Origin of the sequence: Methanoregula sp., assembly GCF_023227875.1 — an archaeon.
In the GTDB taxonomy this organism is placed as follows: domain Archaea; phylum Halobacteriota; class Methanomicrobia; order Methanomicrobiales; family Methanospirillaceae; genus Methanoregula.
This window is the reverse complement of sequence record NZ_JALOCH010000010.1, coordinates 20,734-46,040: the sequence shown is the minus strand read 5'-3', so window position 1 is coordinate 46,040 and position 25,307 is coordinate 20,734. Positions and strand designations below refer to the sequence as shown.

Annotated in this window: 21 protein-coding genes; 12 read left to right on the top strand and 9 right to left on the bottom strand. The window is 53.6% G+C overall.

What is annotated here, in order from left to right:
• Positions 1-11 precede the first annotated feature (11 nt).
• The 3 genes from M0R30_RS10930 to M0R30_RS10920 all read left to right on the top strand — a co-directional run bounded on the left by M0R30_RS10930 (position 12) and on the right by M0R30_RS10920 (position 7,997).
• Positions 12-5,483, top strand: a complete 5,472-nt coding sequence (locus tag M0R30_RS10930) for a PAS domain S-box protein (RefSeq protein ID WP_292546787.1) — start codon at positions 12-14, stop codon at positions 5,481-5,483.
• Positions 5,480-6,418: a response regulator gene (locus M0R30_RS10925; protein WP_292546786.1), complete on the top strand. Its 939-nt coding sequence runs from the start codon at positions 5,480-5,482 to the stop codon at positions 6,416-6,418. Before M0R30_RS10930 ends, M0R30_RS10925 begins: the two co-directional genes overlap by 4 nt.
• A 505-nt stretch (positions 6,419-6,923) precedes the next feature.
• A complete protein-coding gene (locus M0R30_RS10920) occupies positions 6,924-7,997 on the top strand; it encodes an AI-2E family transporter (protein WP_292546784.1) in 1,074 nt (357 codons plus the stop codon).
• 30 nt (positions 7,998-8,027) lie between these two features.
• Here M0R30_RS10920 and M0R30_RS10915 read toward each other — a convergent pair whose 3' ends face one another.
• Positions 8,028-8,615: a hypothetical protein gene (locus tag M0R30_RS10915; RefSeq protein ID WP_292546782.1), complete on the bottom strand. Its 588-nt coding sequence runs from the start codon at positions 8,613-8,615 to the stop codon at positions 8,028-8,030.
• Positions 8,616-8,717: 102 nt separating this feature from the next.
• Between M0R30_RS10915 and M0R30_RS10910 the strand changes: the two genes are divergently transcribed.
• Positions 8,718-9,233: a protease inhibitor I42 family protein gene (locus tag M0R30_RS10910; protein ID WP_292546780.1), complete on the top strand. Its 516-nt coding sequence runs from the start codon at positions 8,718-8,720 to the stop codon at positions 9,231-9,233.
• A gap of 125 nt (positions 9,234-9,358) precedes the next feature.
• On the top strand, positions 9,359-9,757 hold the full coding sequence (locus M0R30_RS10905) for a hypothetical protein (RefSeq protein ID WP_292546778.1): 399 nt from the start codon (positions 9,359-9,361) through the stop codon (positions 9,755-9,757).
• 41 nt (positions 9,758-9,798) lie between these two features.
• Here M0R30_RS10905 and uvrC read toward each other — a convergent pair whose 3' ends face one another.
• Positions 9,799-11,394, bottom strand: coding sequence for an excinuclease ABC subunit UvrC (uvrC, locus tag M0R30_RS10900; RefSeq protein WP_292546776.1), 1,596 nt, complete (start codon positions 11,392-11,394; stop codon positions 9,799-9,801).
• Positions 11,395-11,628: 234 nt separating this feature from the next.
• Between uvrC and M0R30_RS10895 the strand changes: the two genes are divergently transcribed.
• Positions 11,629-11,880, top strand: coding sequence for a tetratricopeptide repeat protein (locus tag M0R30_RS10895; protein ID WP_292546774.1), 252 nt, complete (start codon positions 11,629-11,631; stop codon positions 11,878-11,880).
• 38 nt (positions 11,881-11,918) lie between these two features.
• Here the strand turns inward: M0R30_RS10895 and uvrA are convergent, their stop codons facing one another.
• The 3 genes from uvrA to M0R30_RS10880 all read right to left on the bottom strand — a co-directional run bounded on the left by uvrA (position 11,919) and on the right by M0R30_RS10880 (position 16,995).
• Positions 11,919-14,741, bottom strand: a complete 2,823-nt coding sequence (gene uvrA, locus M0R30_RS10890; RefSeq protein ID WP_292546771.1) for an excinuclease ABC subunit UvrA — start codon at positions 14,739-14,741, stop codon at positions 11,919-11,921.
• Between the two features lie 633 nt (positions 14,742-15,374).
• The gene (locus M0R30_RS10885) at positions 15,375-16,481 is read right to left on the bottom strand and encodes a Fic/DOC family N-terminal domain-containing protein (RefSeq protein WP_292546769.1); all 1,107 of its coding nucleotides are present in this window, start codon (positions 16,479-16,481) and stop codon (positions 15,375-15,377) included.
• 304 nt (positions 16,482-16,785) lie between these two features.
• Positions 16,786-16,995 (bottom strand): hypothetical protein, encoded by a 210-nt coding sequence (locus M0R30_RS10880; protein ID WP_292546884.1) that lies wholly within the window; start codon positions 16,993-16,995, stop codon positions 16,786-16,788.
• Between the two features lie 243 nt (positions 16,996-17,238).
• Between M0R30_RS10880 and M0R30_RS10875 the strand changes: the two genes are divergently transcribed.
• Both M0R30_RS10875 and M0R30_RS10870 read left to right on the top strand, forming a co-directional pair.
• Positions 17,239-17,385 (top strand): hypothetical protein, encoded by a 147-nt coding sequence (locus M0R30_RS10875; RefSeq protein ID WP_292546767.1) that lies wholly within the window; start codon positions 17,239-17,241, stop codon positions 17,383-17,385.
• A 74-nt stretch (positions 17,386-17,459) separates the two neighbouring features.
• A complete protein-coding gene (locus M0R30_RS10870; RefSeq protein WP_292546765.1) occupies positions 17,460-17,957 on the top strand; it encodes a GNAT family N-acetyltransferase in 498 nt (165 codons plus the stop codon).
• A 74-nt stretch (positions 17,958-18,031) separates the two neighbouring features.
• Here M0R30_RS10870 and M0R30_RS10865 read toward each other — a convergent pair whose 3' ends face one another.
• The 3 genes from M0R30_RS10865 to M0R30_RS10855 form a co-directional block, all read right to left on the bottom strand.
• Positions 18,032-18,892: a hypothetical protein gene (locus tag M0R30_RS10865; RefSeq protein ID WP_292546763.1), complete on the bottom strand. Its 861-nt coding sequence runs from the start codon at positions 18,890-18,892 to the stop codon at positions 18,032-18,034.
• A gap of 270 nt (positions 18,893-19,162) precedes the next feature.
• Positions 19,163-19,510, bottom strand: a complete 348-nt coding sequence (locus M0R30_RS10860) for a DUF86 domain-containing protein (RefSeq protein WP_292546761.1) — start codon at positions 19,508-19,510, stop codon at positions 19,163-19,165.
• Positions 19,507-19,797, bottom strand: coding sequence for a nucleotidyltransferase family protein (locus M0R30_RS10855; RefSeq protein WP_292546743.1), 291 nt, complete (start codon positions 19,795-19,797; stop codon positions 19,507-19,509). Before M0R30_RS10855 ends, M0R30_RS10860 begins: the two co-directional genes overlap by 4 nt.
• Before the next feature lie 972 nt (positions 19,798-20,769).
• On the opposite strand from M0R30_RS10855, the gene M0R30_RS10850 reads away from it, so the two are divergent.
• From M0R30_RS10850 to M0R30_RS10840, 3 genes are all read left to right on the top strand, one after another.
• Positions 20,770-21,528, top strand: coding sequence for a type IV toxin-antitoxin system AbiEi family antitoxin (locus tag M0R30_RS10850; protein ID WP_292546741.1), 759 nt, complete (start codon positions 20,770-20,772; stop codon positions 21,526-21,528).
• The gene (locus M0R30_RS10845; RefSeq protein WP_292546739.1) at positions 21,525-22,307 is read left to right on the top strand and encodes a nucleotidyl transferase AbiEii/AbiGii toxin family protein; all 783 of its coding nucleotides are present in this window, start codon (positions 21,525-21,527) and stop codon (positions 22,305-22,307) included. The genes M0R30_RS10850 and M0R30_RS10845 overlap by 4 nt, the downstream gene beginning before the upstream one ends.
• Before the next feature lie 302 nt (positions 22,308-22,609).
• Positions 22,610-22,774: a hypothetical protein gene (locus tag M0R30_RS10840; protein WP_292546737.1), complete on the top strand. Its 165-nt coding sequence runs from the start codon at positions 22,610-22,612 to the stop codon at positions 22,772-22,774.
• A 196-nt stretch (positions 22,775-22,970) separates the two neighbouring features.
• Here M0R30_RS10840 and M0R30_RS10835 read toward each other — a convergent pair whose 3' ends face one another.
• The gene (locus tag M0R30_RS10835) at positions 22,971-24,410 is read right to left on the bottom strand and encodes an MDR family MFS transporter (RefSeq protein WP_292546735.1); all 1,440 of its coding nucleotides are present in this window, start codon (positions 24,408-24,410) and stop codon (positions 22,971-22,973) included.
• Between the two features lie 135 nt (positions 24,411-24,545).
• Between M0R30_RS10835 and M0R30_RS10830 the strand changes: the two genes are divergently transcribed.
• Complete coding sequence (locus M0R30_RS10830; protein ID WP_292546733.1) at positions 24,546-25,193, top strand: TetR/AcrR family transcriptional regulator; 648 nt, start codon at positions 24,546-24,548, stop codon at positions 25,191-25,193.
• The last annotated feature ends 114 nt before the right edge of the window (positions 25,194-25,307 follow it).

Sequence of the window (25,307 nt, the reverse complement as noted above, 5' to 3'; positions counted from 1 at the left end):
GTGAAGGTAGTATGACCGTTTGCAGGCTGACAGGATTCGTGATAACCGAGCGCATGTGGCGGGTGTCGATACTATCCCTGTCGGCTATTGTCATTATTCTCACGATCTGGTGCCTGACGCACGGGATCACCACCATCTTCATGCACCTGTACTATTTCCCGATCGTCCTTCTTGCGTACCGTTACCGCTGGAAAGGATTCGGTCCTGCCACGCTCCTTGCCCTTGTCTACCTCGGTCTGGTCATTGTTTTCGATACCGGCCAGCCGGATATTATTCTCGGGGCAGGGTACCGGGTCCTGGTCTTTATCGGGGTTGCGGCGGTGATTGCAAATCTCTCGGGGCGACTTGCCCTTGAAAAGAGATCTGCACAGGAATCCACTGAGATCCGGGAACGGTACCTCTCCCTTGCGCCAGCAATTATTCTCGCGCTCGATCGAAACGGCGCAATAACATACCTCAACAGGAAAGGCGGGGAGATCCTTGAATGCAACCCTGAGGAGGTTGCAGGTATATCCTGGTTTGACCATTTTCTGCCGGAAAAAGACCGTGAACGGGTGAAAGAGGTATATTCACAGCTGATGGCCGGGCAGGTCGAACCAAACAGGGTTGTTGAAAACCCGGTACTGGCCCGTGGCGGGACAGAGAAGATCATACGGTGGTATAACACCGTGCTGCACGACGAGGACGGGGCGGTTGCAGGCACGCTCGGATTCGGGGCTGATATCACCGAGGAGAAACGGGCACAGGACGCTCTCCAGAAGATGCAGCAGTTCCAGGAGAGCGTGATCGCCAACGCCAATGTCTGGATCTCGGTCCTTGCATCTGATGGCAGCACCATCCTCGTCTGGAACGATGCTGCCGAGGCCATCAGCGGTTATAAAAAAAGCGATGTTGCAGGGAAAAACACCATCTGGAAACAACTCTACCCGGACAAGGAATACCGCAGGAACGTGACCGGTGAGATCCAGCGGGTATTAAGGAAGGATGACTTTCTCCAAAATTTTGAAACAGAGATCCGGTGTGCGGACGGGACAAAAAAGACGATTGTCTGGAATACCCGTGCCCTGCGGGATGAACGGGGACTTGTCACCGGATTTATCGCAATCGGGCGCGATGTAACGGCCCAGAAATCCGCCGAGTTCCAGGCCGGGGAAAGCTCGCGGTTCCTTGGCACCATGATCGACACCCTCCCCATGCCGATCTTCTTCAAGGATACGGACGGGAAGTACCTGGGGTGCAATCCTCCGTTTGAAGCGTATATCGGGATAAAACGGGGGGACCTTACGGGGAAGACCGTGTATGATATTTCCCCCAGGGACCTCGCCGACAGATACGCTGCTGCCGACCAGCAGCTCTTTGACAACCCGGTTCCCCAGCAGTACGAGACGCAGGTGCAGTATGCCGACGGCACCCGCCATGATGTAATCTTTTACAAGGCGCCGTTTTTTAATCGTGACGGTAAAATTGCCGGCCTGATCGGGGCATTTATAGATATCACGGACCGCAAGCTGGCGGAAGAGGTACTGCGGGAGAGCGAGGAAAAATTCCGCCTTCTCTTCAGGTACATGACCGCGGGGAGCGCACTCCACGAGATGATGTATGATCCCGCTCAAAACCCCGTTGATTACCGGATTCTTGATGTAAATCCCGCATTCGGGCGCATCCTCGGGCTGAAACGGGAGGATATTATCGGAAAAACCAGCCGCGAGGCGTACCATGCTGATATACCCCCGTTCCTTGATGCGTATGCCCGGGTTGTGTCTACCGGTAAGCCGGAAGAGTTTGAAGCGTATTTTGCACTCATGAAAAAGCACTTTGCAATCTCGGTATACTCTCCCGGCGCAGGAAAGTTTGCCACAATATTTGAAGACATCACGGAACGGAAGGTGGCGGAAGAAGGGATCCGGCTCTCCAATGTGATCCTGAGCACCCAGCAGGAGGCCTCACCCGACGGTATCCTGATCGTTGACGAATCCGGAAAAATTCTCTCGTTCAACCGGAGGTTCACTGAAATCTGGGGCATCCCTTCAGACGTCATCACCTCCCGGATTGACGAGCGTGTTCTTTCGTTCGTTCTGGAAAAGCTCATCAACCCGGAAGAATTCCTTGCCCGGGTCCGGTATCTTTATGATCACCGGGAGGAGAAAAGCCGGGAAGAGGTCCTGTTAAAAGACGGAAGGGTGGTTGACCGGTATTCCGCCCCGATGTTTGGTGAGAATAACCGGTATTTCGGCCGGGTCTGGTACTTTCACGATATCACCGAACGCAAGAGCAGTGAAAAGACCCTGCGGGAAAGCGAGGAGAAGTTCCGGGCGTTCTTTACCACGTCCCGGGACTGTGTTTTCATCACAACCGTTGATGGCAGCTGGCTGGATTTCAACGACGCCGCAGTGGATCTGTTCGGGTATAAAAGCAGGGATGACCTGCTGAAAATCAAAGTCTCCCAGATGTATGCAAACCCGGACGAACGGGATGCCCATATCCGGTATATCCGGGAACACGGGTACTCGTTTGAATACCCGGTTGATCTCAGGAAAAAAGACGGGACGATCATCAACGCACTCATTACCACGACCGCAAGGAAGGATGCATCCGGTACGGTCATCGGTTTCCAGGGATCCATACGGGATATCACTGAACAGAAAGCGATTCAGGGCCACATGCAGAAACTGCTCCGCCTGCAGGAAGAGCAGGTGCGGATCATCAACACCAGCCCGGCGGTTGCTTTCCTGTGGCGGGCCGAGGAGAACTGGCCGGTTGAGACGGTGAGCAAAAATATCTCCTATTTTGGTTATTCTGTTGACGATTTCGTATCGGGCCGTGTTGTATACAGTTCTATCATTCACCCTGACGATCTCGGGCAGGTATCTGCCGAAGTCGAATCCAACAGTAAGGACCATGTCGATGATTTCAGGCAGATCTACAGGATCTTCGGGAAGGACGGGTCGGAATACTGGATCGATGATTTCACCCATATCCGCCGCGACAACGAGGGGACAATCACCCATTACGAGGGACTCATTCTCGACATCACTGACCGCAGGCGGGCAGAGGATGCCCTCGCGCTGGAAAAACAGCGCATGGAGTCCCTGCTCTCACTCAGCCTGATGGGCCAGAAACCGGGTCCGGAGATTATCGCGGAAGTAGTCGAGGATGCAATACGGCTGACCGGGAGCACGATCGGGTACCTTGCCACCCTGAACGAGGACGAATCGGTCATGACCATGCAATACTGGTCCAAATCTGCCCATGAGTCCTGTAAGGTCATCGACAAACCCATCGTGTACCCGGTAGAAAAGACCGGCTTATGGGGGGAAGCGGTCCGTCAGCGAAAACCCATTGTCACCAATGACTATGCCGCCGACAGCCTGTTCAAACACGGTATCCCCACGGGCCATGTCCCCCTCGTACGGCATATGAACATCCCCGTTTTCGATGGCGATCGTATTGTTGCAGTCGCCGGTGTGGGCAACAAGGGAGAGGATTACAACGAGGGGGATGTCCGCCAGCTCCAGCTCCTGATGCAGGGCTGGTGGCAGATTACCGTCCGAAAACGTGCTGAAGAAGCGCTGTGGGAAAGCCGGGAGCACTATCGCGCATTAATAGACTACAGCCAGCTGGCGATTGCCGTAGTGGATGTCAATCACAAAATAATCATGGTTAACCCACGGTTCAGCACGTTATTTAAAAAGCCTGTCGGGGATTTTGTGGGTAAATATTGTTATAATGAGTTTGAGAAACGTGCGACAGTCTGTCCACATTGTCCCGGGGTGCGAGCTATGGTTTCCAGGAAACCCGAGGAAACTGAAACCGAGGGCGTGCTGGATGACGGCAGTCGCTTTTCCGCCCGTAACCGTGCCGTTCCCTTCTTTGGACCGGATGGCGCGGTTAAGGGATTCGTTGAGATGGTCGAAGACATCACCGAACGCAAACGGGCAGAAGAAGCAATTATCCAGAGTGAAGAGCGGTACCGCACCCTTGCCGAAGCATCACCCGATCAGATCTTTATCAATGACAGGAACGGGACCATATTGTACGCCAATACAACGGGCCTGAAATTATTCGGCCTGCCGTACGATCAGGTTGTCGGAAAACAACGAAAGGATTTCTTCCCGCCGGAAATGGTCAGGGAACAGAATGATGTCTATGACAAGGTTTTCGATTCAGGAGAACCTGTCCGCCGGGAATCGAAGATCCGGTTCGGTAACCAGGAACATTGGATCGATACGAACCTCGTGCCGTTAAAAGATACGGCAGGCAAGGTCACCGCGGTACTCGGAGTGGCGCGGGACATCACCGAACGCAAACGAATGGAAGATGTACTCCGGGAGTCCCGGCAGCTCTTCTCGGATATCATCAGTTTCCTGCCCGACCCCACGTATGTCATCGATCATCGTGGAAACGTACTGGCATGGAACCGTGCGCTCGAACAGCTCAGCGGCATTCCGGCAGGGGATATGCTGGGAAAGGGTGATTTTGAGTACAGCATATGGCAGTACGGGAAACGCCGCCCTGTGCTCATCGATCTTGTCCAGAATCCTGATCAGGATGCAACCCGGATGAATTATCTCAATATCCATCGCGAAGGAAAATCGGTTATGGCCGAGACGCAGGTGACCTTGCCATCAGGAAGAAGTGCTGTGCTGTCTCTGGTAGCCTCACCACTTTATGACACAACGGGATCTATTACCGGCGCCATCGAATCCATGCGGGATATCACCCGGATCAAGGAGACTGAAGCGGAACTTGCCCGGCTGAATACAGGCCTCGAGGAAATTGTCAGGGACCGGACAAAAGCACTGGAAGACGAGGTGATTGTGCGCAAACTGGCCGAGAAGGCGATCCGTGCATCGCTGGATGAGAAAGTGCTGCTCCTGCGGGAGATCCATCACCGGGTAAACAATAACCTCCAGATCATCATCAGCCTGACAAAACTCCAGATACGCACACTGGAAGATCCATGGATGAAGCAGGTCCTGGCAGAGATACAGAACCGCGTGCGGGCAATGTCCATTGTCCATGAAAAACTCTACCGGTCGGAGAGTCTCTCCTCTATCGACCTGTCCGATTATACGCGGTTCCTCGCAACCCAGCTCTTCTCCTTTTACGGGATCGACCACCGTCGGGTTGCACTCCAGATTGAAATCGGAAAAATCCCGCTGGACATCGACACTGCGATCCCGCTCGGTCTCGTCATGAACGAACTCATCTCCAATGCACTCAAGCATGCGTTCCCGGGCAGTCGGCCCGGCACCCTCAGTATCAGCGGCCATCCTGACGGGAATGTGCTGGCCGTGGTTGTCAAAGACGACGGGGTGGGCTTGCCGGCCGGTTTTGACTGGAGAAATTCGGAATCGCTCGGTCTCCGGCTCGTGAACAGCCTTGTCGACCAGCTGGGGGGGACCATTGAGAAAGGACCCGATCCAGGAACAATGTTTATTATCACACTGCCCAGTAAATCTACAGGAGGGAGTACAACGTGACCGGCCCAGCCATTTTCATTGTTGAAGATGAAGCGATCGTTGCCAGCGATATCAGGGAGACCTTGATCAGCCTCGGGTACCGTGCCGCAGGAATTGCAAAATCCGGGGAACTCGCGCTGGATAAGATCAAAGAGAGTCACCCGGACCTCGTACTCATGGACATCCATCTTGCCGGCGAGATGGACGGGGTCGATACCGCAGGAAAGGTGCACGTTCTCTACGATATCCCGGTCATCTATCTCACGGCCTATGCCGACAAGGCCCTCCTTGACCGGGCAAAGATCACCGAGCCCTACGGGTACGTTGTCAAGCCATACGATGAACGGGAACTCCACTCCGTCATCGAGATGGCGCTGTACAAGCACCGGGTCGAACACGAGATCAAGAAGCGTGATGCAATCCTGTTTGCCGTAAGCTCGGCGGTGGAATGGCTGCTCCGGGTGTCCCGGGAGGACCCGCCTGCAAACCACCCGGTCCGCGATTTCAACGCCTCCGATATCCGCGATATCCTTGAACCCATCGGCCTTGCGCTGGATGCCGGCGCCATCGGGATCTTCAGGGTGAACGCTGAACCGGGGGGTCCCGAAACGGTCAGCATGATCTATGAATGGGGATGCCCGAGCTATCACTCCTGTCTTTTCAAACCGGAACTGAAGCAGTTCACGTTCGGGGCGTTCGGGATCTCCCGCTGGCATGACCTGCTGATAAAAGGCGATGTCGTCCCGGCTGCGATCTCCACACTTCCTGAAGGAGAGAAAAAACTATTCTCGCTGCTCGGGGTCCGGTCCGGGGTCATCCTCCCGATCTTCATCCGCGACAGTCTCTGGGGGTTCATCGGCTTTTTCGATCTGACCGAGCGTGTGCGTTCTCCGGATGAGGTGGAGGCACTGAGGATCACGGCCAACCTCCTTGGCGCAGCGATCGGGTACCGGTAGGTGCATGGCAACCGCCTGCACCGCATCTCCACCGGGCCGTACCAGCGATTCAAATCACCTGGCCGTCGTGAACCATATCCCGCAATACGCGAATAACAGACGTAACGAGCAGAAAGCATATAAAACAAAATGTCAAACATACATTACATATACCAGTGCGTAACTGCACAGGTATTGTCGTACAGCAATACGAACACCAGAAACACGAGCAGTAAGAACACCTGTCAATGTCCATTGCGGGATACACCCCCGTACAAAGACACCATAATCCTCACCCCTCCAGAGCACATGGACGGGTCTCCTCTCCCTTTTTACCGGCCCACGGTACAGGCACAACGCGGGCCGGGAATTTTTTTCCGGGACAATGACCTGTCATTTCGCCGGTCATGATCCCTCACCACCATCAATAATCGTGAGTCGCGAAGTGGTGCACTCTCCCTGCCCGGGCAACGGCGCCGACCAGAGGATAAGCTTTGTATGATCATCCGTCCGATACAAATGTGCTATGGCTCTTCCAGACTCATTCCGGATTGAGCGCGCTCTTTTGATCATCGCGCTTGTCTTTATCATCATCATTGCGGTGAAGGTGACCACATACCTCGTCAGCCTCATCCTGATGGCCATCATCCTCAGCCTGCTCGTCCTGCCAGCGGTGAACTGGCTGAAAACAAAAGGGCTCTCGAATTTTTCTGCGGTGCTGGTTATCACCCTTATTGCGGCCCTCATCATACTGGGGGGCGTTTTCATGACCGCATTATCGCTCAACTCCCTGGTCTCGGATATCCCCCAGTACCAACAGGAGCTCAATGTCCGGATCGCCGATATCTCTGCCCTCCTCGTTTCGTTTGGCTTCCCGGGGGATACACTCAGTCCCTCGTCATTTAATATCGGGGATATGATGGGATACGCCGTATCGGGAGCAGCCAGTTTCGCCGAAGGGCTCATGTTCCTCTTCTTTGTAGCGGTAACCACCTTCTTCATCCTGCTGGACTCGCCCCGGATGCTCACCCAGGTCGAGAGCTCGCTCGGAAAAGACGCAGAAGCACTCCGGAAGTACTCCCGCATGTCCGGGTACGTCATTGACTTCATCGTTGTCAGGACCGAGACGAATTTCATCCACGGCCTCCTGTTTGGGGGGTTCCTCGGGATCATGGGGGTCCACGGGGCGATCCTGTGGGGCGTCCTGACGTTCCTCCTCGGCTACATCCCGTACTTCGGGCTCATCATCGCAGCGGTCCCGGCGCTCTTCTTTGCATGGCTCCAGTTCGGGATGCCGGGGGCAATCGCGGTCATCGTTGCAATCTGCATCCTCAACCTGGTCGTGGAAAACCCGGTCTACTCCTTCCTTGCCGCACGGAAGTTCGAGATGCCGGCCCTCATCGTTATCCTCTCCGTGATCTTCTGGGGCTGGCTGCTGGGCATCGTCGGCATGTTCTTTGCGATCCCGTTCACGCTGATGCTGCTCCTCGTCTTCGAGTCCTGCGACGAACTCCGCTGGATCAATACAATGATGGGAGTCGGCCGCCTGTTTGGGGAGAAGGAGCAAAATAAGACCGGTGATGCAGTTCCAGATAATTAAAAAAAAATTCTTATTACATTTTTTTGAATGTTACCGGGCGTCCTGCACGGTCACCGCGTAATCGCTGTCCCATGCCAGGGTCACGGATGATCTTCCCAGCACGGTTCCCGAGGCCGGGTCTTTTGCGATCACGGTAATGACCACCGGTTCCGTGGTTGATGCAGGCCTGTCAATGAACGACCAGTAGAGTTTTCCGCCGGAGTTGGTAATTGTTGCACCCTGCTGGTTCACGGTATAATCAGGTGCATTCCAGGAAAGGAACTGTCCGTAGCTGGCGTTCCACGTAAACAGAGCAGAGGAAGCATTAAAACCGGTGGCGTTCGGAACAAGACCGACACCCGGCGTTGACGACATCATTGGGGAATACCGCCGGGGAGATGCCTCGATGCGGAGGGACGTTTCCTTCTCTCCAGACAGTGCAGGCGGGATGAACGGACACACGTCATCTGAACACCCGTCAGTGGTCACGCTGGCTGCGGGAGCTGCCGGGAGAGTGGGGGATGCAACCGGCACCGGGGTCTGCGTGGTCGTTACGGGTGCCTGCAACGTGTCCGTGCACCCTGCAACGATGACCGCTGCGATGCAGGCCATCAGGAGAAGTCCATATTTGAAATCCATTGCATGATCCATCGCTGCCGGAAATAATAAACCCGGCGAACACTGCGAAACGATTGGCAGTCAAAGAAGTCTTATTACGAGACCATGGGTAATGCTGTACGCATGACACAACCCCGTCATTCACCATGGCACGTGCCCGCAGTCCTTGTACTCCTCGCGATCACCGCAGTCCTCGTGCTCTCCAGCGGGTGCACCCAGCAGGCCCAAAAGACCCAGGATAGTATCGCAACCATCCAGACAACAGCAGCGCCCGGTACACCGGTCGCGGCGACAACAGTACAGGAAGGAAAGAAGATGGTCACGTTCACGGAAAAGGACAACGGTACAACCGCAGACATTGCAGAAAATACCAGGTTCGCAGTCCAGCTTGAAGAAAATCCCACCACCGGGTATTCATGGAATGCCAGCACCAGTTCCGGCCTGACGATCCTCTCGTCAGATTACCAGGAGAACAAACATGCCGGGGGCATGGTGGGCGTGGGCGGGATCCGCACATGGGTCCTGCAGGCCTCCGGCAGCGGGGACCAGACGTTCAATGCAGTGTATGGCCGTTCGTGGGAACCGGTCACCGGAAACGAGACCGCCTATACGATGAACATCCGTATCGTCTCCTCCTGATAAAGAAATAAATAAATCCAGGAATACAGTATCTCCCTTTTTCCTGAAAACCCGAAAAAGATCCGACCGCCAGGATCAGCGCTTCCATTCAGCAATTTTATAAAAACCGACGCTGATTAGAGTATATGAGATCTGATGTATCTGAGCTTCCCCATTCTTTCCTGTACCTGTCAATGGCTGCGGCACTGGTGCTCCTGCTCATTTCCGGAGGGTGCACCCAGCAGGCAGGAAACCCGGCGGAAGCAACATCCGGAATAACCGTGACCAAACCGGATGATTCCCATATCACTATTGCCTTTGTCGGTGCGCCGGGCATGGACAACCTCATTGAACTGGAGTATACCGTCACGGACGACAATGGAAAAATCAGGACCACGTCGGATGGGTCCCGGCTTGCCACAACACCCATCCAGGTCCATGCAACCGAATCATTCACCGGGGCGTACAGTGGCAAAAACCACGTCCTCATCACGGGATACTTCTCTGACGGGAGCCACCGGGTACTGGTTGACAAGGACATCTGATTTAAGAAAAACCGGGAGGTAAGGCCCACCCCCATCCCGGTTCAGCTGTTTTTCTTTTTCCGGCTTTTCCCGGGCTTTGGACTGCCGGCTACTGCTGACTTGTTCCGCAACAGCCGGTTGTAGGCAATGGCAAACCGGTGTGCCTCATCGCGGATCTCCTGGAGGTAATGCAGGGCCATCGCCTTTTTGTCAAGCTGACGGGGGAGGGTTTCTCCGGGGAGGTATACTTCCTCTTCACGTTTTGCCAGGGCGATGACCGGGATCGTGAGATCGAGGTCACGCAGGCTGTCACCAGCGGCCGAGAGCTGGCCCTTTCCGCCATCGATGATGATCAGGTCCGGCATCTCTGCATCTTCGCGGATCAACCGGTCGTAACGTCTCTTCACGACCTCGGCAATGGATGCGAAGTCATCGATCCCTTCAACGGTCTTGATCTTAAATCGCCGGTAATTTTTCTTGTCCGGAACCCCGTTACGGAACCGGACCATCGACCCGACCATCGCCGTCCCGGACAGGTGCGAGATATCGAAACACTCAATGACATCCGGTGCGTCGGCAAGCCCGAGGCTGGACTGGAGGTCTTTGACTTTCAGCTCGTTTTTCAGGAACGCGTGTTCAAGGTTCTTTTCAACAAGGTCGAGCAGTTTTTTCTTCTCGCCGATCTTTGGTATGGTCACCTGCACAGATTTCCCCTTGCGCTCTGACAGGTATCCTGCCATTGCCTCGTCAACATCGTGGGGCAGGATCAGTTCTGAGGGAGGGATGCGGTCCGCATAGTACTGGACGAGAAATTCCTCAAAGAAATCCTCGCGGTTCTCAAAGGAGTATTCCTGTTTGCCGGTGAGCAGCCCTTTCTCCACGGAGAAGACCATGAGGTACACCGTATCGTCCGATACCGCATAGCCGATCACGTCCTGGTCCGTCTCCTTCGGCCGCTCGACATGCTGGCGCTCTGCAAGGTGCGTGACCGCGGCTATCTGGTTGCGCAGCGAGAGCGCCTTCTCGTATTCCTCGCGTGCCGAATACCCTGCCATCTCTTCCCGCAGCGAGAGGAGGAGCTCGCTGCTCCTGCCCTTCAGCAGCGACGCTGCCCGTTCTACCTGGAGATGATACTCTTCCTCGCTGATCGCGCCGACACACGGTGCGCTGCAGGTGTGCATGTGGTGCCGCAGGCACGCCCGTTTCGGCAGCCTCCGGCAGGATCGTAAGAGGAAGACTTTCCGGATGATGCGGATCAGGGCATCGCGTTCCGCGGCTGAAACAAACGGCCCGAAAAAGGTGGACTCCCCTTTCCCGGTGCGCCGGGCAATACCGATGCGGGGGAATTGTTCGCGGGTGAGTTCGATATAGGCATACCGCTTGGCATCCTTGAGGTCGATATTGTATTTCGGCTGGTGCTTCTTGATCAGGTTGTTCTCTAAGAGGAATGCCTCGGTCTCGGTGTTGGTCACCATGACACTGACACGGGCAATGGCCGCGACAAGGTTCAGGGTCTTTTTGTCGTGGTCTTTCTTCTGGAAGTAACTGCTCACCCGCTTCTTCAGGTTCTTTGCCTTCCCGACATAGATGATCGTCCCGCCATTATCATAGAACAGGTAACAGCCGGGGGTGCCGGGAAGGGTGGCGGTATCGAACATTTCCTGTACTAGCGTCTGGGTGTGCTTGCTATTAAGGAATGGGGATGAGGAAAAAGGGAGGCGATCCGGTATGAGTCCGCGAGGGTAATCCGACAAGCATCACGGCAGGGAGCGTGTGATATTTATAAATGGAGAGAATATCGTTCCGCATGGAGAACAAATATTATATATTCATAAAAATAATCAGGATCTCTTACTCATGCTCCTGCAAGGGAACCTGAGAGAAGATGGCTCATGGAATGGCTCTATGCAAAGGGGATTCCGATCGAGGCCCAGATCCTGTACCGGAAAGCACTGGACCTGTCCCACCGGGGAGATGATGAGAGCGCCCTGAAATATTTCAGGCAGGTCGTTATCATCGCGCCACGCTATTCCACCGCATTTTTCGAGATGGGAGACTGCCTCGCACGGCTCGGACGGTTAGACGAGGCCCGGGAAAAATACCGGCAGGCAACCCGGACCGGTTCCGGGTCACCGCCCCCATAACCGTACGGGTCCTGTCCATTTCCCAAAAAGAGGAGAGATCAGGAGGCCACGGAAGATTTCCGGCCGAGCATCTCCTTCAGGAACTGCCCGGTGTAACTTCCCTTCACGGATGCGACCTTTTCCGGTGTCCCGGTTGCCACGATCTCCCCGCCGGCATCGCCGCCCTCGGGTCCGATATCGATGATGTGGTCGGCCGACTTGATCACGTCCAGGTTGTGCTCGATCACGACAACGGTATTGCCCTTCGCCACGAGATCGTCGAGCACTTTGATCAGTTTCTTCGTGTCGTCGAAGTGGAGCCCGGTGGTCGGCTCGTCCAGCAGGTAGAGCGTCCGGCCCGTGGCCCTTTTTGCCAGCTCGCGGGTCAGCTTGATCCGCTGGGCTTCCCCGCCCGAGAGTGTGGTGGAACTCTGGCCGAGCTTGATGTAATCGAGGCCGACCCGTGAGAGGGTCTCCAGCTTGGCCCGGATCGAGGGGATGTTCTCGAAGAGTTTCAGCGCCTCCTCGACACTCATGTCCAGCACATCGGCGATCGACTTGCCCTTGTACAGTACTTCAAGCGTCTCGCGGTTGTAGCGCTTGCCCTTGCACTCCTCGCACTCGATGTAGACATCGGGCAGGAAGTTCATCTCGATCCGGATCAGCCCGTCGCCTTCACAGGCCTCGCACCGGCCGCCCCGGATGTTGAACGAGAAACGGCCCGGCTTGTAGCCCCGCATCTTCGCTTCCTTGGTCTCCGCAAAGACCGTGCGGATCTCGTCAAAGACCTTGGTGTAGGTGGCCGGGTTGGACCTGGGGGTCTTTCCGATCGGCGACTGGTCGATCACGATCACCTTGTCGATATCGGAATCGAAGACGATCTTGTCGTGCTTTCCGGCCTGGTCACGCGAGTGATGGAGGATCTGCATCATACCCTTGTACAGCGTCTCTTCGACCAGCGTGGATTTGCCGGAGCCGGAGACCCCGGTGACCACGGTCAGGAGCCCGATGGGAAATTTCGCATCGATCTTCTTGAGATTATTCTCCCGGCACCCTTTGACCGTGAGGTAGTGTTTTGGTTTCCGGCGGCTCTTCGGGATCCCGATGCTCCTGGTGCCGGCAAGGTACTGGCCGGTGAGCGACTTCTTGTTCTTCTCGATCTGTTTCGGGGTGCCTTCCGCAATAACCGCCCCGCCATGCAGGCCGGCGCCCGGTCCCATGTCAATGACATGCTCTGCGGACCGGATCATGTCCTCGTCGTGCTCCACCACGAGCACCGTGTTGCCGAGATCGCGGAGCGTCCGCAGGGTCTCGATCAGCTTCCGGTTGTCCCGCTGGTGCAGGCCGATGGATGGTTCATCGAGCACGTAGAGCACGCCCATCAGGGTCGAGCCGATCTGGGTCGCAAGCCGGATTCTCTGCGCTTCGCCACCCGAGAGCGTGCCCGCATTCCGGGAGAGGTTGAGGTACCCGAGGCCGACCTTTTCAAGGAAGTCCAGCCGGGACCGGATCTCTTTTAAGATCTGCTTTGAGATCTCCCGTTCCTTGTCGGTCAGTTTCAGGCCGTCGAAGAACTTCAGGCTCGCGGAGACGGAGAGGTCTGTGACATCGATGATGGACTTGCCGTTGATCCGGACCGCGAGGATCTTGTCCTTGAGCCGCTTCCCCTTGCAGGACGGGCAGTCTGAGACCCGCATGTAGCCTTCGAGCTCGCGCTTCCGCCAGTCGGACTTGGTCTGGGCATAGAGCCGGGCGGTCTGCGGGAGGAGACCTTCCCACTCGCCGTTATGCGACCACTGGGCATCGCCGTTCTTTGCGCTCATCGAGAAGTGCATCTTGTCGGTCGAGCCGAACATCAGGCCATTGTACTGCTCTTCGGTCAGGTCTTTGATGGGTGTCAGGACCGAGAACCCGAAATGTTTTGCAACCGTGGCAAGGTACTGGCCCCGGAAGCCGTCCATCGGGTTGCGGTACGGGGCAACGGCACCGTCCGCGATACACCGCTCCTTGTCCGGGATGATGAGGTCGGGGTCGAACTCCATCTTGACCCCGAGGCCGTGACATTCCTCGCAGGCCCCGAACGGGCTGTTGAACGAGAACATCCGGGGCTGGAGTTCCTCGAATGTTATCCCGCAGACCGGGCAGGCCATGAGCGAGGAGTACGTTGATTCCTTCTCCTGCTCGTCAACAACGATGATGAGCCCTTCAGATTTTTTTAAGGCATTCTCGATCGCTTCCGTGAGCCGCGAGCGATCGCTTGTCTCCAGCCGGTCGATCACGATCTCGATATCGTGTTTCTTGTACCGGTCGAGCGTGATCTCCTCATCGGTCCGGATAATCTTGCCGTTCACCCGCACCCGGGCATACCCTTCCTTGTTCAAATCCTTCAGCAGCTGCTGGTACGTTCCCTTCTTCTGCCGGACAACGGGGGAGAGAATCGTGACCTGGCCGGGCTGCCCGGCAATGATCTGGTCAGCGATCCGGTCCGGCGTCTGCGAGGCGATGGGGATATTGTGCTCGGGACAGAACGGGGTACCGATGCGGGCATAGAGGAGACGGAAGTAATCGTAGATCTCGGTCGTTGTCCCGACCGTTGACCGGGGATTCTTGGAGGTGGTCTTCTGCTCGATGGCGATGGCCGGCGAGAGCCCCTCGATGTGGTCCACATCGGGCTTCTGCATCATGCCCAGGAACTGCCGAGCATAGGAGGAGAGCGATTCCATGTACCGGCGCTGGCCTTCCGCATAGAGCGTATCGAACGCGAGCGTGGACTTGCCGGAGCCGGAGACACCCGTTATCACCACGAGCTGGTCCCGGGGGATGGTGACGCTGATATTTTTGAGGTTGTGCTGGCGGGCACCTTTGATGATGATATCTTTCATGGCTGTGTGCTCAGTCTGTTTGGCACCGGTAGTTAAAGGAGTAAGGTTTGGGGCATGAAAGTGAACGATAATAGAGGTCTCATTTTTATATCATTTATCGGAAAATGATTCCCCTTCGGGAGCGGCATCATGCCAACAGGATACTCCGGAAAACAAGAGGAGTCATGTGAACCGAATCGGAGTGACGTGAGCGGGAAGCGAGCGGAACGCAGATGCGTGAACATGACCGACCGATCTCCTGCCAACCGGACACAAGGGTCCCCGCCCTCGTTGTGGTGGGCGGTCCGGAGGATAACCACCCGTTCGCACGAAAGCGCACGAAGGGGGGTGTAATTGTGGGTGCAGTGAACCCACAATATTGGTTGGCGACCGGGCTCCGCCCAGTTACATGCCCGTTATCATGATAAAGATGAAACGGAATAATGCCGCAATCTGCCCTTCTTTCTTTCGCACCTGTGGCATGCCAGTTACATTGGCTGACAATTTTCTTGTGTAACACAAAATAAAAAATATGGTACGCAAAGCCCCCTTGTGTATCACCGGTGTTACGCAAGGCATCCCAGCGCATCATAGATTGGTGCTGATGTTACGCAGACATTTTCCCTCGTGCTGATATCAGGAGCCGGGCAGATTTTATCCGCTGCTCGTCTCTGTGATCGAAATCAGGCGGGAGAACCGCAGGATCGTCGGGCTCGTTCCTTTCCCTTCCCGGGTTACGATAAGGATTCCTCCGTCAGTCAGTTTGCGCAGGATACGGTGAGCGCTTTGTTTTGGGATTCCCGATTCCGCAATAAAATCGGCGGTCTTGAAGATCGGGCGCGAGAAGAGCGTATCGATCGCCCTGATTGCGTACTCAGAGTGTGTCACTTCCGGGACATGTTCTTTCATTTCCTCGTACAGATCGATGATCGCTGTTGCCTTCTGGTTGTTCTCCGTTGCCTGCTCGATGAGAGCCTGCAGGAAGAACGCAATCCAGCCGTTCCAGTCGTCGTCGCGGGAGACCGCAAGAAGACGCCGGTAGTATTCGTCCCGGTGCTGTTCCAGGTATGCACTGATATAGAACATCGGTGTTGACAGGATCTGCTTATCGTAGAGGATGATGGGAACCAGCATCCGCCCGATCCTTCCGTTGCCATCGCGGAACGGATGGATGAGCTCGAACTGCGCCTTGAGAACCGCGAGCTGCACGAGCGGATCCAAATCATCGGTATGCAGGTAATTCTCCCAGTTGGTGAGCGCATCCATCACATGGTTGGGGGCAGGAGGAATGAACGTGGCCCGTTCGATGGGCGTTCCGTATGGAGCAATGTAATTCTGGATACGGCGGATCTCTCCGGGCTCCCGGTCCCGTCCGCGGACACTGGCAAGCAGGACGCGGTGGAGGTCCCGGATCATGTTGGTGCAGATCGGCCGGTTCCCGAGGTCGACGACTGCTGCTTTCAACGCGGTCCGGTAATTGATAATCTCCTGAATATCCAGCCGTTTTTCCGCAGTAATTTTGTGTGCCTGGTCAGCTTCGAATTGCAGGACATCTTCGAGCGATGCCTGAGTACCTTCGATACGTGACGAGAGGACCGCTTCACGGATAGTGAGCGGGGAGAGGAGAATTTCGGGATTGATGATGCCCAAGAGCAGGCCGTCGTACCGTGCGAGTGCCGCATTCGCTTTGCCGATACGGGAGATGTGCGAGGTCCAGTCGATGTCATCGATCGGCAGGGTCCGGGGGATGTAGGGCTCCATTTCCGTTTTAGTATAGTGTCTGGGAGATTATTAGCATTGGCAAGGGTTGCAAAACCTTCGTGGATAAACCGCCATAATTCCGCTGCGTCCCCGGGCTAAACCCGCCATGAACGGGACCGGTCGGGAACCAGACCGGCGGAACCTCAAAAGTCTGGTCGACAGGAATATTTTTGCCATGACGGGTATCCAAAAAGAAATTTTTTATGTCATCAAGCCACGTCAATGAATCAATCGCATGACGAAAAAATGACGCATATCCGGTGAAAGTGACGCATACTGGATCTCGTCCGGATTCATCATCTCCTCAAAGGGGCGGGATTGGGACACGGTCGGGGGATTCGAGCCGGTCAATCATGATCTCAATAACGTGTTTCTTGTACCGGTCGAGCGCGATCTCCACATCGGTCCGGATTATTTTTCCGTTCACCCGCACCCGGACATAGCCTTCCTTGTCCAGATCTTTTAAGAGCTGCTGATAGGTTCCCGTCTTCTGCCGGACAATGGGGGAGAGGATGGTAACCTGGCCGGGATGTCCGGGTTGTGCTGGCGGGCACCTTTGATAATGATATTTTTCATGTTACATGCGGTGCAGAGTGTTGCCGGTATTCAGAGAGGGGTAAATTGGGGAAGGTGAAGGTGAAATGTATTATAGCCCGTGGAGATTACAGGGCGTAGTAACGAAGCGAAGTGATACGTTGACCACAATTTTATAATATGCAAACGAACTTAGTTACCATTATAACGAAGGTGGACAACCGTGGCAAAACCAATTGAACCGGGTCTCATCCTTGATAGGGAAGAGTCTGTCAGGTTCCAGAAATATATTGATAATCCGACCTACACCGAGGAAGGACGTAAACTTATCAGGGAAGCAGCCGATCTGGCTGAACGATTGCGTTTCTAAATGAGTATCAGCCTCGATGATCTTGAATTTGTAGTTTTAACTGCCGATCACGATCAACAGATTTCAACATTCAGATGCAGGAATCCCGAGCTGAAAGATTTTTTTCAGAAGATGCTTACCAGAACCAGCTGGACCGGATTTCCGTTACCCGGCTGGTTTTCTGGCAGGGTCGTCTTGTCGGGTATTTCACGCTTGTCACGGATGTGATCAGGAAGGATGAGCTTGCAGAAGACGATGGCGATCCTGGTTACCAGTACAAAACATATTCGGCTCTGAAAATTGCCCGGCTTGCGACCCACAAGGAATTTGAACACCAGGGTGTAGGCAGCTCAATGCTGCTGAAAATTTTTTCCATCTGGATACGGTTCTCGCGGTATATCGGGTGCAGGATCATTACGGTCGATGCAAAACCCGATGCCGTGGGATTTTACGTAAAATTCTCTTTTCATGAAGCTATTTTCGATCCGAGAAAACTGAAGGGCAGGGACACCGTTCCCCTGTATATCGACATCCACAAGGAACTTGAGAGGATCGGGAAGAATGCGCCATTAAGCGATTATGATGAACGTTAGTATTCCCGCAAAAATGATCCCGTCCTGACGGGGTTATCAATACATTTTTGTGAACGGGGCCGACATTTTCTCGTCTATTCAAAGCTCATCGATATATTTTGCATCAAGGCGTCAATTGCTTTCGAATCTTTAATCAAACCGATAAATTGTTTCTTACTTGGCCCATAGGCTCCTCGCTTTCCTTCGTAAATTCCTCCATTTTCTTTTTCAAGAATTATTGGGTCCCATTTTCCACCAAGTCCATACACAGCATTAAATTTTAAAGGAAGTTTATAATCGGAGATTTTCCAGTCCCACTCTTCAGGATTGAATGACAGTTCGATTTCATCAATCCGTTCAGTTATCATCTTCACCTTAATATCTTCTTCAAATTTGGAGAACCGGTCTAATGCTTCTCTTATTTCCGAAATTTTATCAAGAGTTCCTTCTGGATGTAAAAATTTTACAACGTCCTTAATTTTTTCCTCAAAATTCTGTTCATCATTTATTTCGGAGATTGCATCATATTGAACGATAAGAATTCCACTGAGATCAATTGGGTAGCCTTTCTTCAATTCCTCAGCATGATTTGGATTGTTTAATAAAATTACTTCTTTCCCGAATCCAAAAGCCAATCCGATCTCAAGCATAACATTTGGATTTCTCTCTGTTATATCAAAGACAGAGAAGGCGGTCTCTTGAATTTCTTTGCAAACCTTACAAAGAATAACTCCTTTCTTTTGAGTTTTGGCAGGATATAACGGTTTGAGATGTAGACGGTCGGCGACTAGATCAATTTTCTCTTTGAGGTCTTTTGTATATTGAGGTTTGAAAGGAAAACCAACAAAAAATGTGTTCGGTTTAAGATCCAATTTTTCGGGACAAATACCGTGATGAATTAAACATTTTTTTGGTAAAAAATTCGTTTGTTTTGAGTTATCGATTTCATTTTTCATAATTTTTCCCAGATGTGGAAATTGTCCTTTGAACTTATTATTTTGTCTAAACTTACCTTCTTACAGGTTTTTGTAACAGCGACGAGCATCACGCGAAGCGTTATGTGAGAGCGAATCGGACTGCCGCTGTCCGCACACATACTTCCTAACCATCCGTTACCAGAGCTCCTCAGTGCCCTCAGTACCAACCGGTCCCGGGTCCGCCAAACCACCACAAGCCCGGCCCCACCCTACCGCATGCAGCCGACATGGAAGGGGATGACTCGTCGGTCACCGGGAATATTCCCGGAGAATCTCGGCAATCTTTCCCTTTGTCGCCGGGATATTCTTCGTGACAATCTGCCAGATGACTTCGTGATCCACGGCAAAATAGTGGTGAATAACTTTGTTTCTTAAGCCCACGATGGTCTTCCAGGGAACTTCGGGATGCCGGTCCCTGACATCGTCCGGGATTGCAGCTGCCGCTTCACCGATCTTCTCCACGTTGCGTTCAACTGCATCGATCAGCTGCTCGTGGACGATGAACTCTTCATAGGAGATTCCGGCAACGTAACGCTCGATCTTTTCCATCGAGGCGAGGATCTCTGAAAGGTACAATGCGGGAGACCGGGCTGTCATGCGTACTGTACCTCGGAGAGGATCGTGTCGCGGATGAGCGGGTGAAGGGATCTTCGTATGACAAGATCGACCTTGTGGTGGAGAATAGATTCGAGATAATCTGCAAGGTCAACCAGTTCCCACCCGATCGGCCGGTCGAATTCTACAATAATATCGATATCACTTGAAGAGGCTGCCTCTCCGCGTGCATAGGATCCGAAAATGCCGATGGAAGTCACTCCGTATTTCTGTCGGATCTCCGGCAGGCATTTCCGCAGGACTTCCCTTATCTCCACAGCCGATGTCATGGTTCCGATAAAAGATGATGGACTTCCACGGTAAAAAAATGCATGGTCTTCTCCTGCTTCGCTCTCCGACCCGTTCCGTACCTCTTCTCAGTGCCCCCGGTTCCGGAGAAGCACGACGGCCCCGGTACTAAACCGGCCAAGGGTCCGCCCCCTCACCACAAGCCGGCCCCGCCCCACCGCATGCGGCCGGGAGTTCGCATCGGGTTGCTCTGGCTTTTGAAAAAAAAATCCCGGCAGAACCGGTTCGTGCAAAAAAATTTCCGGGCCGGTTACGCTCGCGCCAAAATTTTTTCCGGCCAGAACCGGCACGGGCAACAATATTTTTTGCCGGGCCCGGTCCGCAATAATTTTTTTGTCCGGGCCTTGTTCGCAAACTCCCGTCCCCCTCAATCGCATCCCTGGGACTGCCCCCTCTTTATATACCCCCCGTATGGGGAAGAGAGTAAGTCCCCTGCACCCCCTCTCACGTCGGAGAAATCCCGGGGCCGGATCCCAAAAAAATTCGGCAGTGGAAATGGTGCCAACGCCGCCAGAGATTCTTCGTTTAAACCGTTGTTTTTCGAAAATACCCGTTTTAATCAGGAAAAAACCGTGCTCTTTAGCAGCGTAAGAAAATGCGCAAAAACCGGACAACCTGTCGTCTGTCCCAAAGTCATGCGCCCACCGGCGGCTGCTATGGCCCGAAATAAAGGGAGTCCTTCCGGCACCGGAAAACCGATGTTTTTTCCCGGGAAACCGGGGAGATCCGGGTGCCGGCGCTGCTGGTTTGGCGCCGGAAGGCAGCCGGGATTTGGGATCATTGCCCGGATGGCCCTCTGGATGCCGTCGGCTGACGATGGGGCCATCCACAGTCGGGCCCGAGATCCGCCCGACGTTAATGCGTCAAACAGGGAACCCGGATAATTCCCCCTCCCGTACGCAAATATTAACATAAATGTTAACATTAATGTATCTAAGGGGGAACTCCGGGGAATGACCATTGAAATCCTGAAGTCCATGGCAAAAGAGAACCAGGTCTTCTCGTTTGACCAGCTCTACCAGAAGACGCACATTAGTAAAGGAACGCTCAGGGTCATCCTCTTCCGGCTGGAGGAGAAAGGGTTCATCGAACGGATTGACAAGGGTAAGTACCTCATCATTCCGCTCAGGAGCGAGAAAGGAAAATACACGCTCCACGAATTTGTCATCGCGTCGTACCTTGTCGAACCGTACGCGATCTCCTACTGGAGCGCTCTCCACCACTACGGTCTCACCGAGCAGATCCCTGCCACCGTATTTATCCAGACACCTGCACGCAAAAGCAAAAGCACGATGGAGATTTTCGGAGTGAACTATCAGATCGTGCGGGTGAAGGAGGAGAAGTTCTTCGGAATCCGTAAGGAATGGATTGAGGAGACTTCGGTCAGCATCACGGACAAGGAAAAGACGATCATCGACTGCCTCGATAAGCCACAGTACGCCGGGGGAATCATCGAAGTCGCAAAAGCGCTCAAAAGCGGTTCGCTGGATCGCGGCCGGCTCACGGACTACGCCATCCGGATCGATAACTTCGCCGTGGTCCGGAGGCTCGGGCACCTGTGCGAGAAACTGGGCGTGCAAATCGATCTGCCGCCGCCGCGTTCGAAAAAATACCTGCTGCTGGATCCTACGTTGCCGGCAGAAGGAAAGAACGATCCGAAATGGCGGCTCGTGATCAACCACGATGCTGTGCTGCCGGAGTCGCTTGAATGATTACGGCCCTTGAGATCAAGGAACGCGCCCGGGAATTCGGCGTTCCCACCTCAACCATCGAACGGGACTATTGCCAGAACTGGCTCCTGTCCGCACTTCGCCCAATCAACATGGCATTCAAGGGAGGGACCGGCATCCGGAAAGTGTTCATCGAGAACTACCGGTTCTCCGATGACCTCGATTTTACCCTTCTTGAACCGGTCGATGCCGGTGCATTGCAGGCAGCGGTGAGCAATGCAGTACTCCGGGTTCGTGAGGAGAGTGGCATCCTGTTCGAAGACAATCCCGGCTTCCGGGAAACTAAAACCGGTTATAAGGCAACGGCCCGGTTCCGGATCCTGAACCGCGGCTCGGCATCCCCGGTGAAAATCGATCTTGACCTGACCGGCCCGGGCCAGGAGGATGTCCTGCTTCCGGTCAGCGAACGCCCGGTCTTCCACCCGTATTCCGACGGGCTCTCTCTATCCGTGACTTCGTATGCGCTCGAAGAGATCATGGCAGAGAAGATCCGGTCGCTCTTCCAGCGGAGCCGTTCACGCGATCTCTATGATATCGTGCAGCTGGCGGATCGGGTTGACCGCAACGATGTGAAATCCATTCTTACACGGAAATGCGAGGTGAAGGGAGTTGTTGTCGATACCACTGTGCTGACAGGCAGGCGCGAACACTTCAAAGCGCTGTGGCAGGTTTCTCTTGGTCACCAGATGAACGGGGTTCCGGATTTCGATGAGTCGTTTGAGAAAATGCTGGATGAAATAGAGGTGTATTCACAGGGATAATCCATTTCTGCCGGAATTTTTTATCCGGAGTTACCATCGCAGCATAACCAGAAAAAACCGGCGGTAGATCTCCTGCGGGCATCTGACCGGTTCAGAGAAACGGCGGCAGAATAGTTAAGATTGGTTTCAGCATGCCGGTTTTCACCGGTTTCCAGAACCTGGCGGGCCGGTTAAAAAGTCCGGACCGCGACTGCGATGGTGTGTCAGGGGCTGTACGGCGTCCCAATGCGGGCAAACAGGGTGACCCTGATTTTATCAAACGGAACCAAACCGGGTTATCACTATAACGATGGTGGGCAACCGTGGCAAAACCAGTTGAACTGGGTCTCGTCCTGGATCGGGAAGAGTTTGTCAGGTTCCAGAAATACATCGCTAACCCGACCTGCACCGGGGAAGGACGTAAGCTCATCAGGCCGGCAGCCGATCTGGCCAAACGATCGCGTTTCCAAATGAGTGTCAGCCACTAAAGATCAATACCAGCACTGCTCAGTGCCCACATTCCCGGCACCTGACGACGGCCCCCGCCGCATCCGGCCCCGGGTCCGCCATGCAAAAGAGAGCCCGGGCCCGCCCAAGCGCCGGCAACGATGCACTCTCACTCTTTTTGGGGGATTGCCTGAATTCTCTGAAAAAAATGATGAAGATTATCATGTATTCCCTGCCCTATGTAATCGCCAGACCGGTTTTTCGCATTGGCAGGAAGAGCGCAACAATAGCCGCAATCAGGGTAAACCCAATCAGCCACAGGAAGGTAACATCGTATACGCCTGTAACTGCCGGGATATCCGATGACGGATAGGCGAGTAGCTGGTGTTCGATAATTACCGCAAGCACGGCAGAACCAAATGCTCCGCCAAGTTGTTGAAAAATTCTTGTTGCAATACTGGCCTGGGGGATTTGCTCCCTGCTCAATCCCTGATAGGCAGAAACCATGATGGGAATAAGCACACCTCCCAGACCGGCTCCCCGTACAAACAGTGCCACGGCCAGTAAAACCGGGCTTGTTTCAGGACCTGCAAAAACAAAGGGTAATGTACTGACGATCGTTACCATGAGACTTATGATAACAATTTTACCCGGACCTGTGCGATCTGTCAGGATCCCGAGCCAGCGTCTGGTCAATAACATACCTGCACCCTGGGGGATCAGTAAAAGGCCGGTACATAAGACGCTTTCACCCCGCACCTGCTGATAAAATAACGGGAGAAGAAACATGGCTCCCGTAGTGATGATTCCGGAGAGGAAAAGTAAAACCGCTGATGCAGAAAAATTACGCGATTTGAACAGGTGCAGGTCAATCACCGGTGTATTTTTTGTACGCAAGGCATAGACAACAAAGGAGGCCATCAGGAGCAGACCGATCGCAAGCGGAATGATCGTTGCACTGCTTATGACCCCGCCATGGGAACCAACCTGGCAAATGGCATAAATAAACAGGGCAAACGCCGGGGAAAGCAGCAGGATGCCGATGATGTCAATGGACTGGTTATTCGTGCAAGGTTCGTCCACTGGTAATCCCCACCAAGCCAGTAATAACGCTATCATGCAGATCGGAATATTGACAAAAAAAATCCATTGCCAGCTTAAGTTGTCGACAATAATCCCACCCAGCACCGGGCCAAGAATCGGTCCCAGTAATGCGGGCAGGCTGATAATCGACATCACCTGCCCAAGATTGCGACCACCGGACGTCTGGACAACTAATGTCTGCATGATTGGATAAATCAGGCCGGCACCAACACCCTGAATGAGACGAAAAACAATCAGACTGCCGACATCCCTGGACAGGGCCGAAAGCACTGAACCTGCCAGGAATACGATGAGTGCAAACATCCACATCCGCCTGCCGCCAAAACGATCGACCGCCCAGCCCGACAGGGGAATGGTCATGCTCAGCGTCAGCAGATATCCTGTTATAACCCATTGAATACTCGAAACGGTAGTATGCAGACTGTGGGTCAGTGTGTTGACTGCCACATTCATGATCGTCGTGTCAAACAATGGTGCGAGTGCACCGACCAGGAGAATTAAGGAGATTTTGAGTACCGCCGGGTCAAGTTTTTCGTTGTGAGCCGCTGGGACAGTTGCGGTTGTATCTGCCATGAGGATATTCCTCTTACAGGTGAATAAGGTACTATTAGTTTCTTATTTCTATAAGAAACCGATCGTTTCTTATGTTCATAAAAGATACTAAATCTGCAGGAGACGCACGAGAAATTCAGGAACCGGGAATTACCTATGGATGAGCAAAAGATCAAAGAGCAATCACGGGTGGGCGGTGCCGGGAGTAAGGTAGATCCTCCCAGAGAGACGAGACGCCGCGGTGAAATTCTCGAAACCGCAATACTTCAGGCCGCTTGGGATGAACTCTCCGATGTTGGTTATACTCATCTGACAATTGAGGGTGTTGCTGTACGGGCACGAACGAACAAGGCAGTTGTTTATCGTCGCTGGGGAAATAAGGCAAAACTTGTCGTTGCAACATTACAGAGATATTTACCCAAACCTCCCCGGGATGTCCCGGATACCGGAAATCTGCGTAATGATATGCTTATTCTGCTCCGCGGAATAGCTCAGCCTCTGCAAACTGTCGGGGCTGAAACCATACAGGGTCTTATGGCTGAATATCTTAGTAAAGATCTCATCGCTTCAATTCCGCAGATAATGCATCCGGGAACCGAAAGCAAATCGACTATCGCGATGAAGACAATTCTGAAACAGGCTGAATTGCGGGGAGAGGTCCATCTGGAAAACCTGAATCCCCGTATCATCTCGCTACCCATTGATTTATTACGATATGAAATTCTCATCACCCATGAACCGATATCTGATAGAACGATTCACGAAATCGTTGATGATATTTTTTTACCTATTGTTCAGGTATAATTTACTAAAATATGAATCTGGATAAGGGCATGGTGGAAAAAAATTTAGATCATTTTTTGGGGGAACCTGGCATGTCTGAACCAGCCACTCCTCAGTACCCTTAGATTACACCAA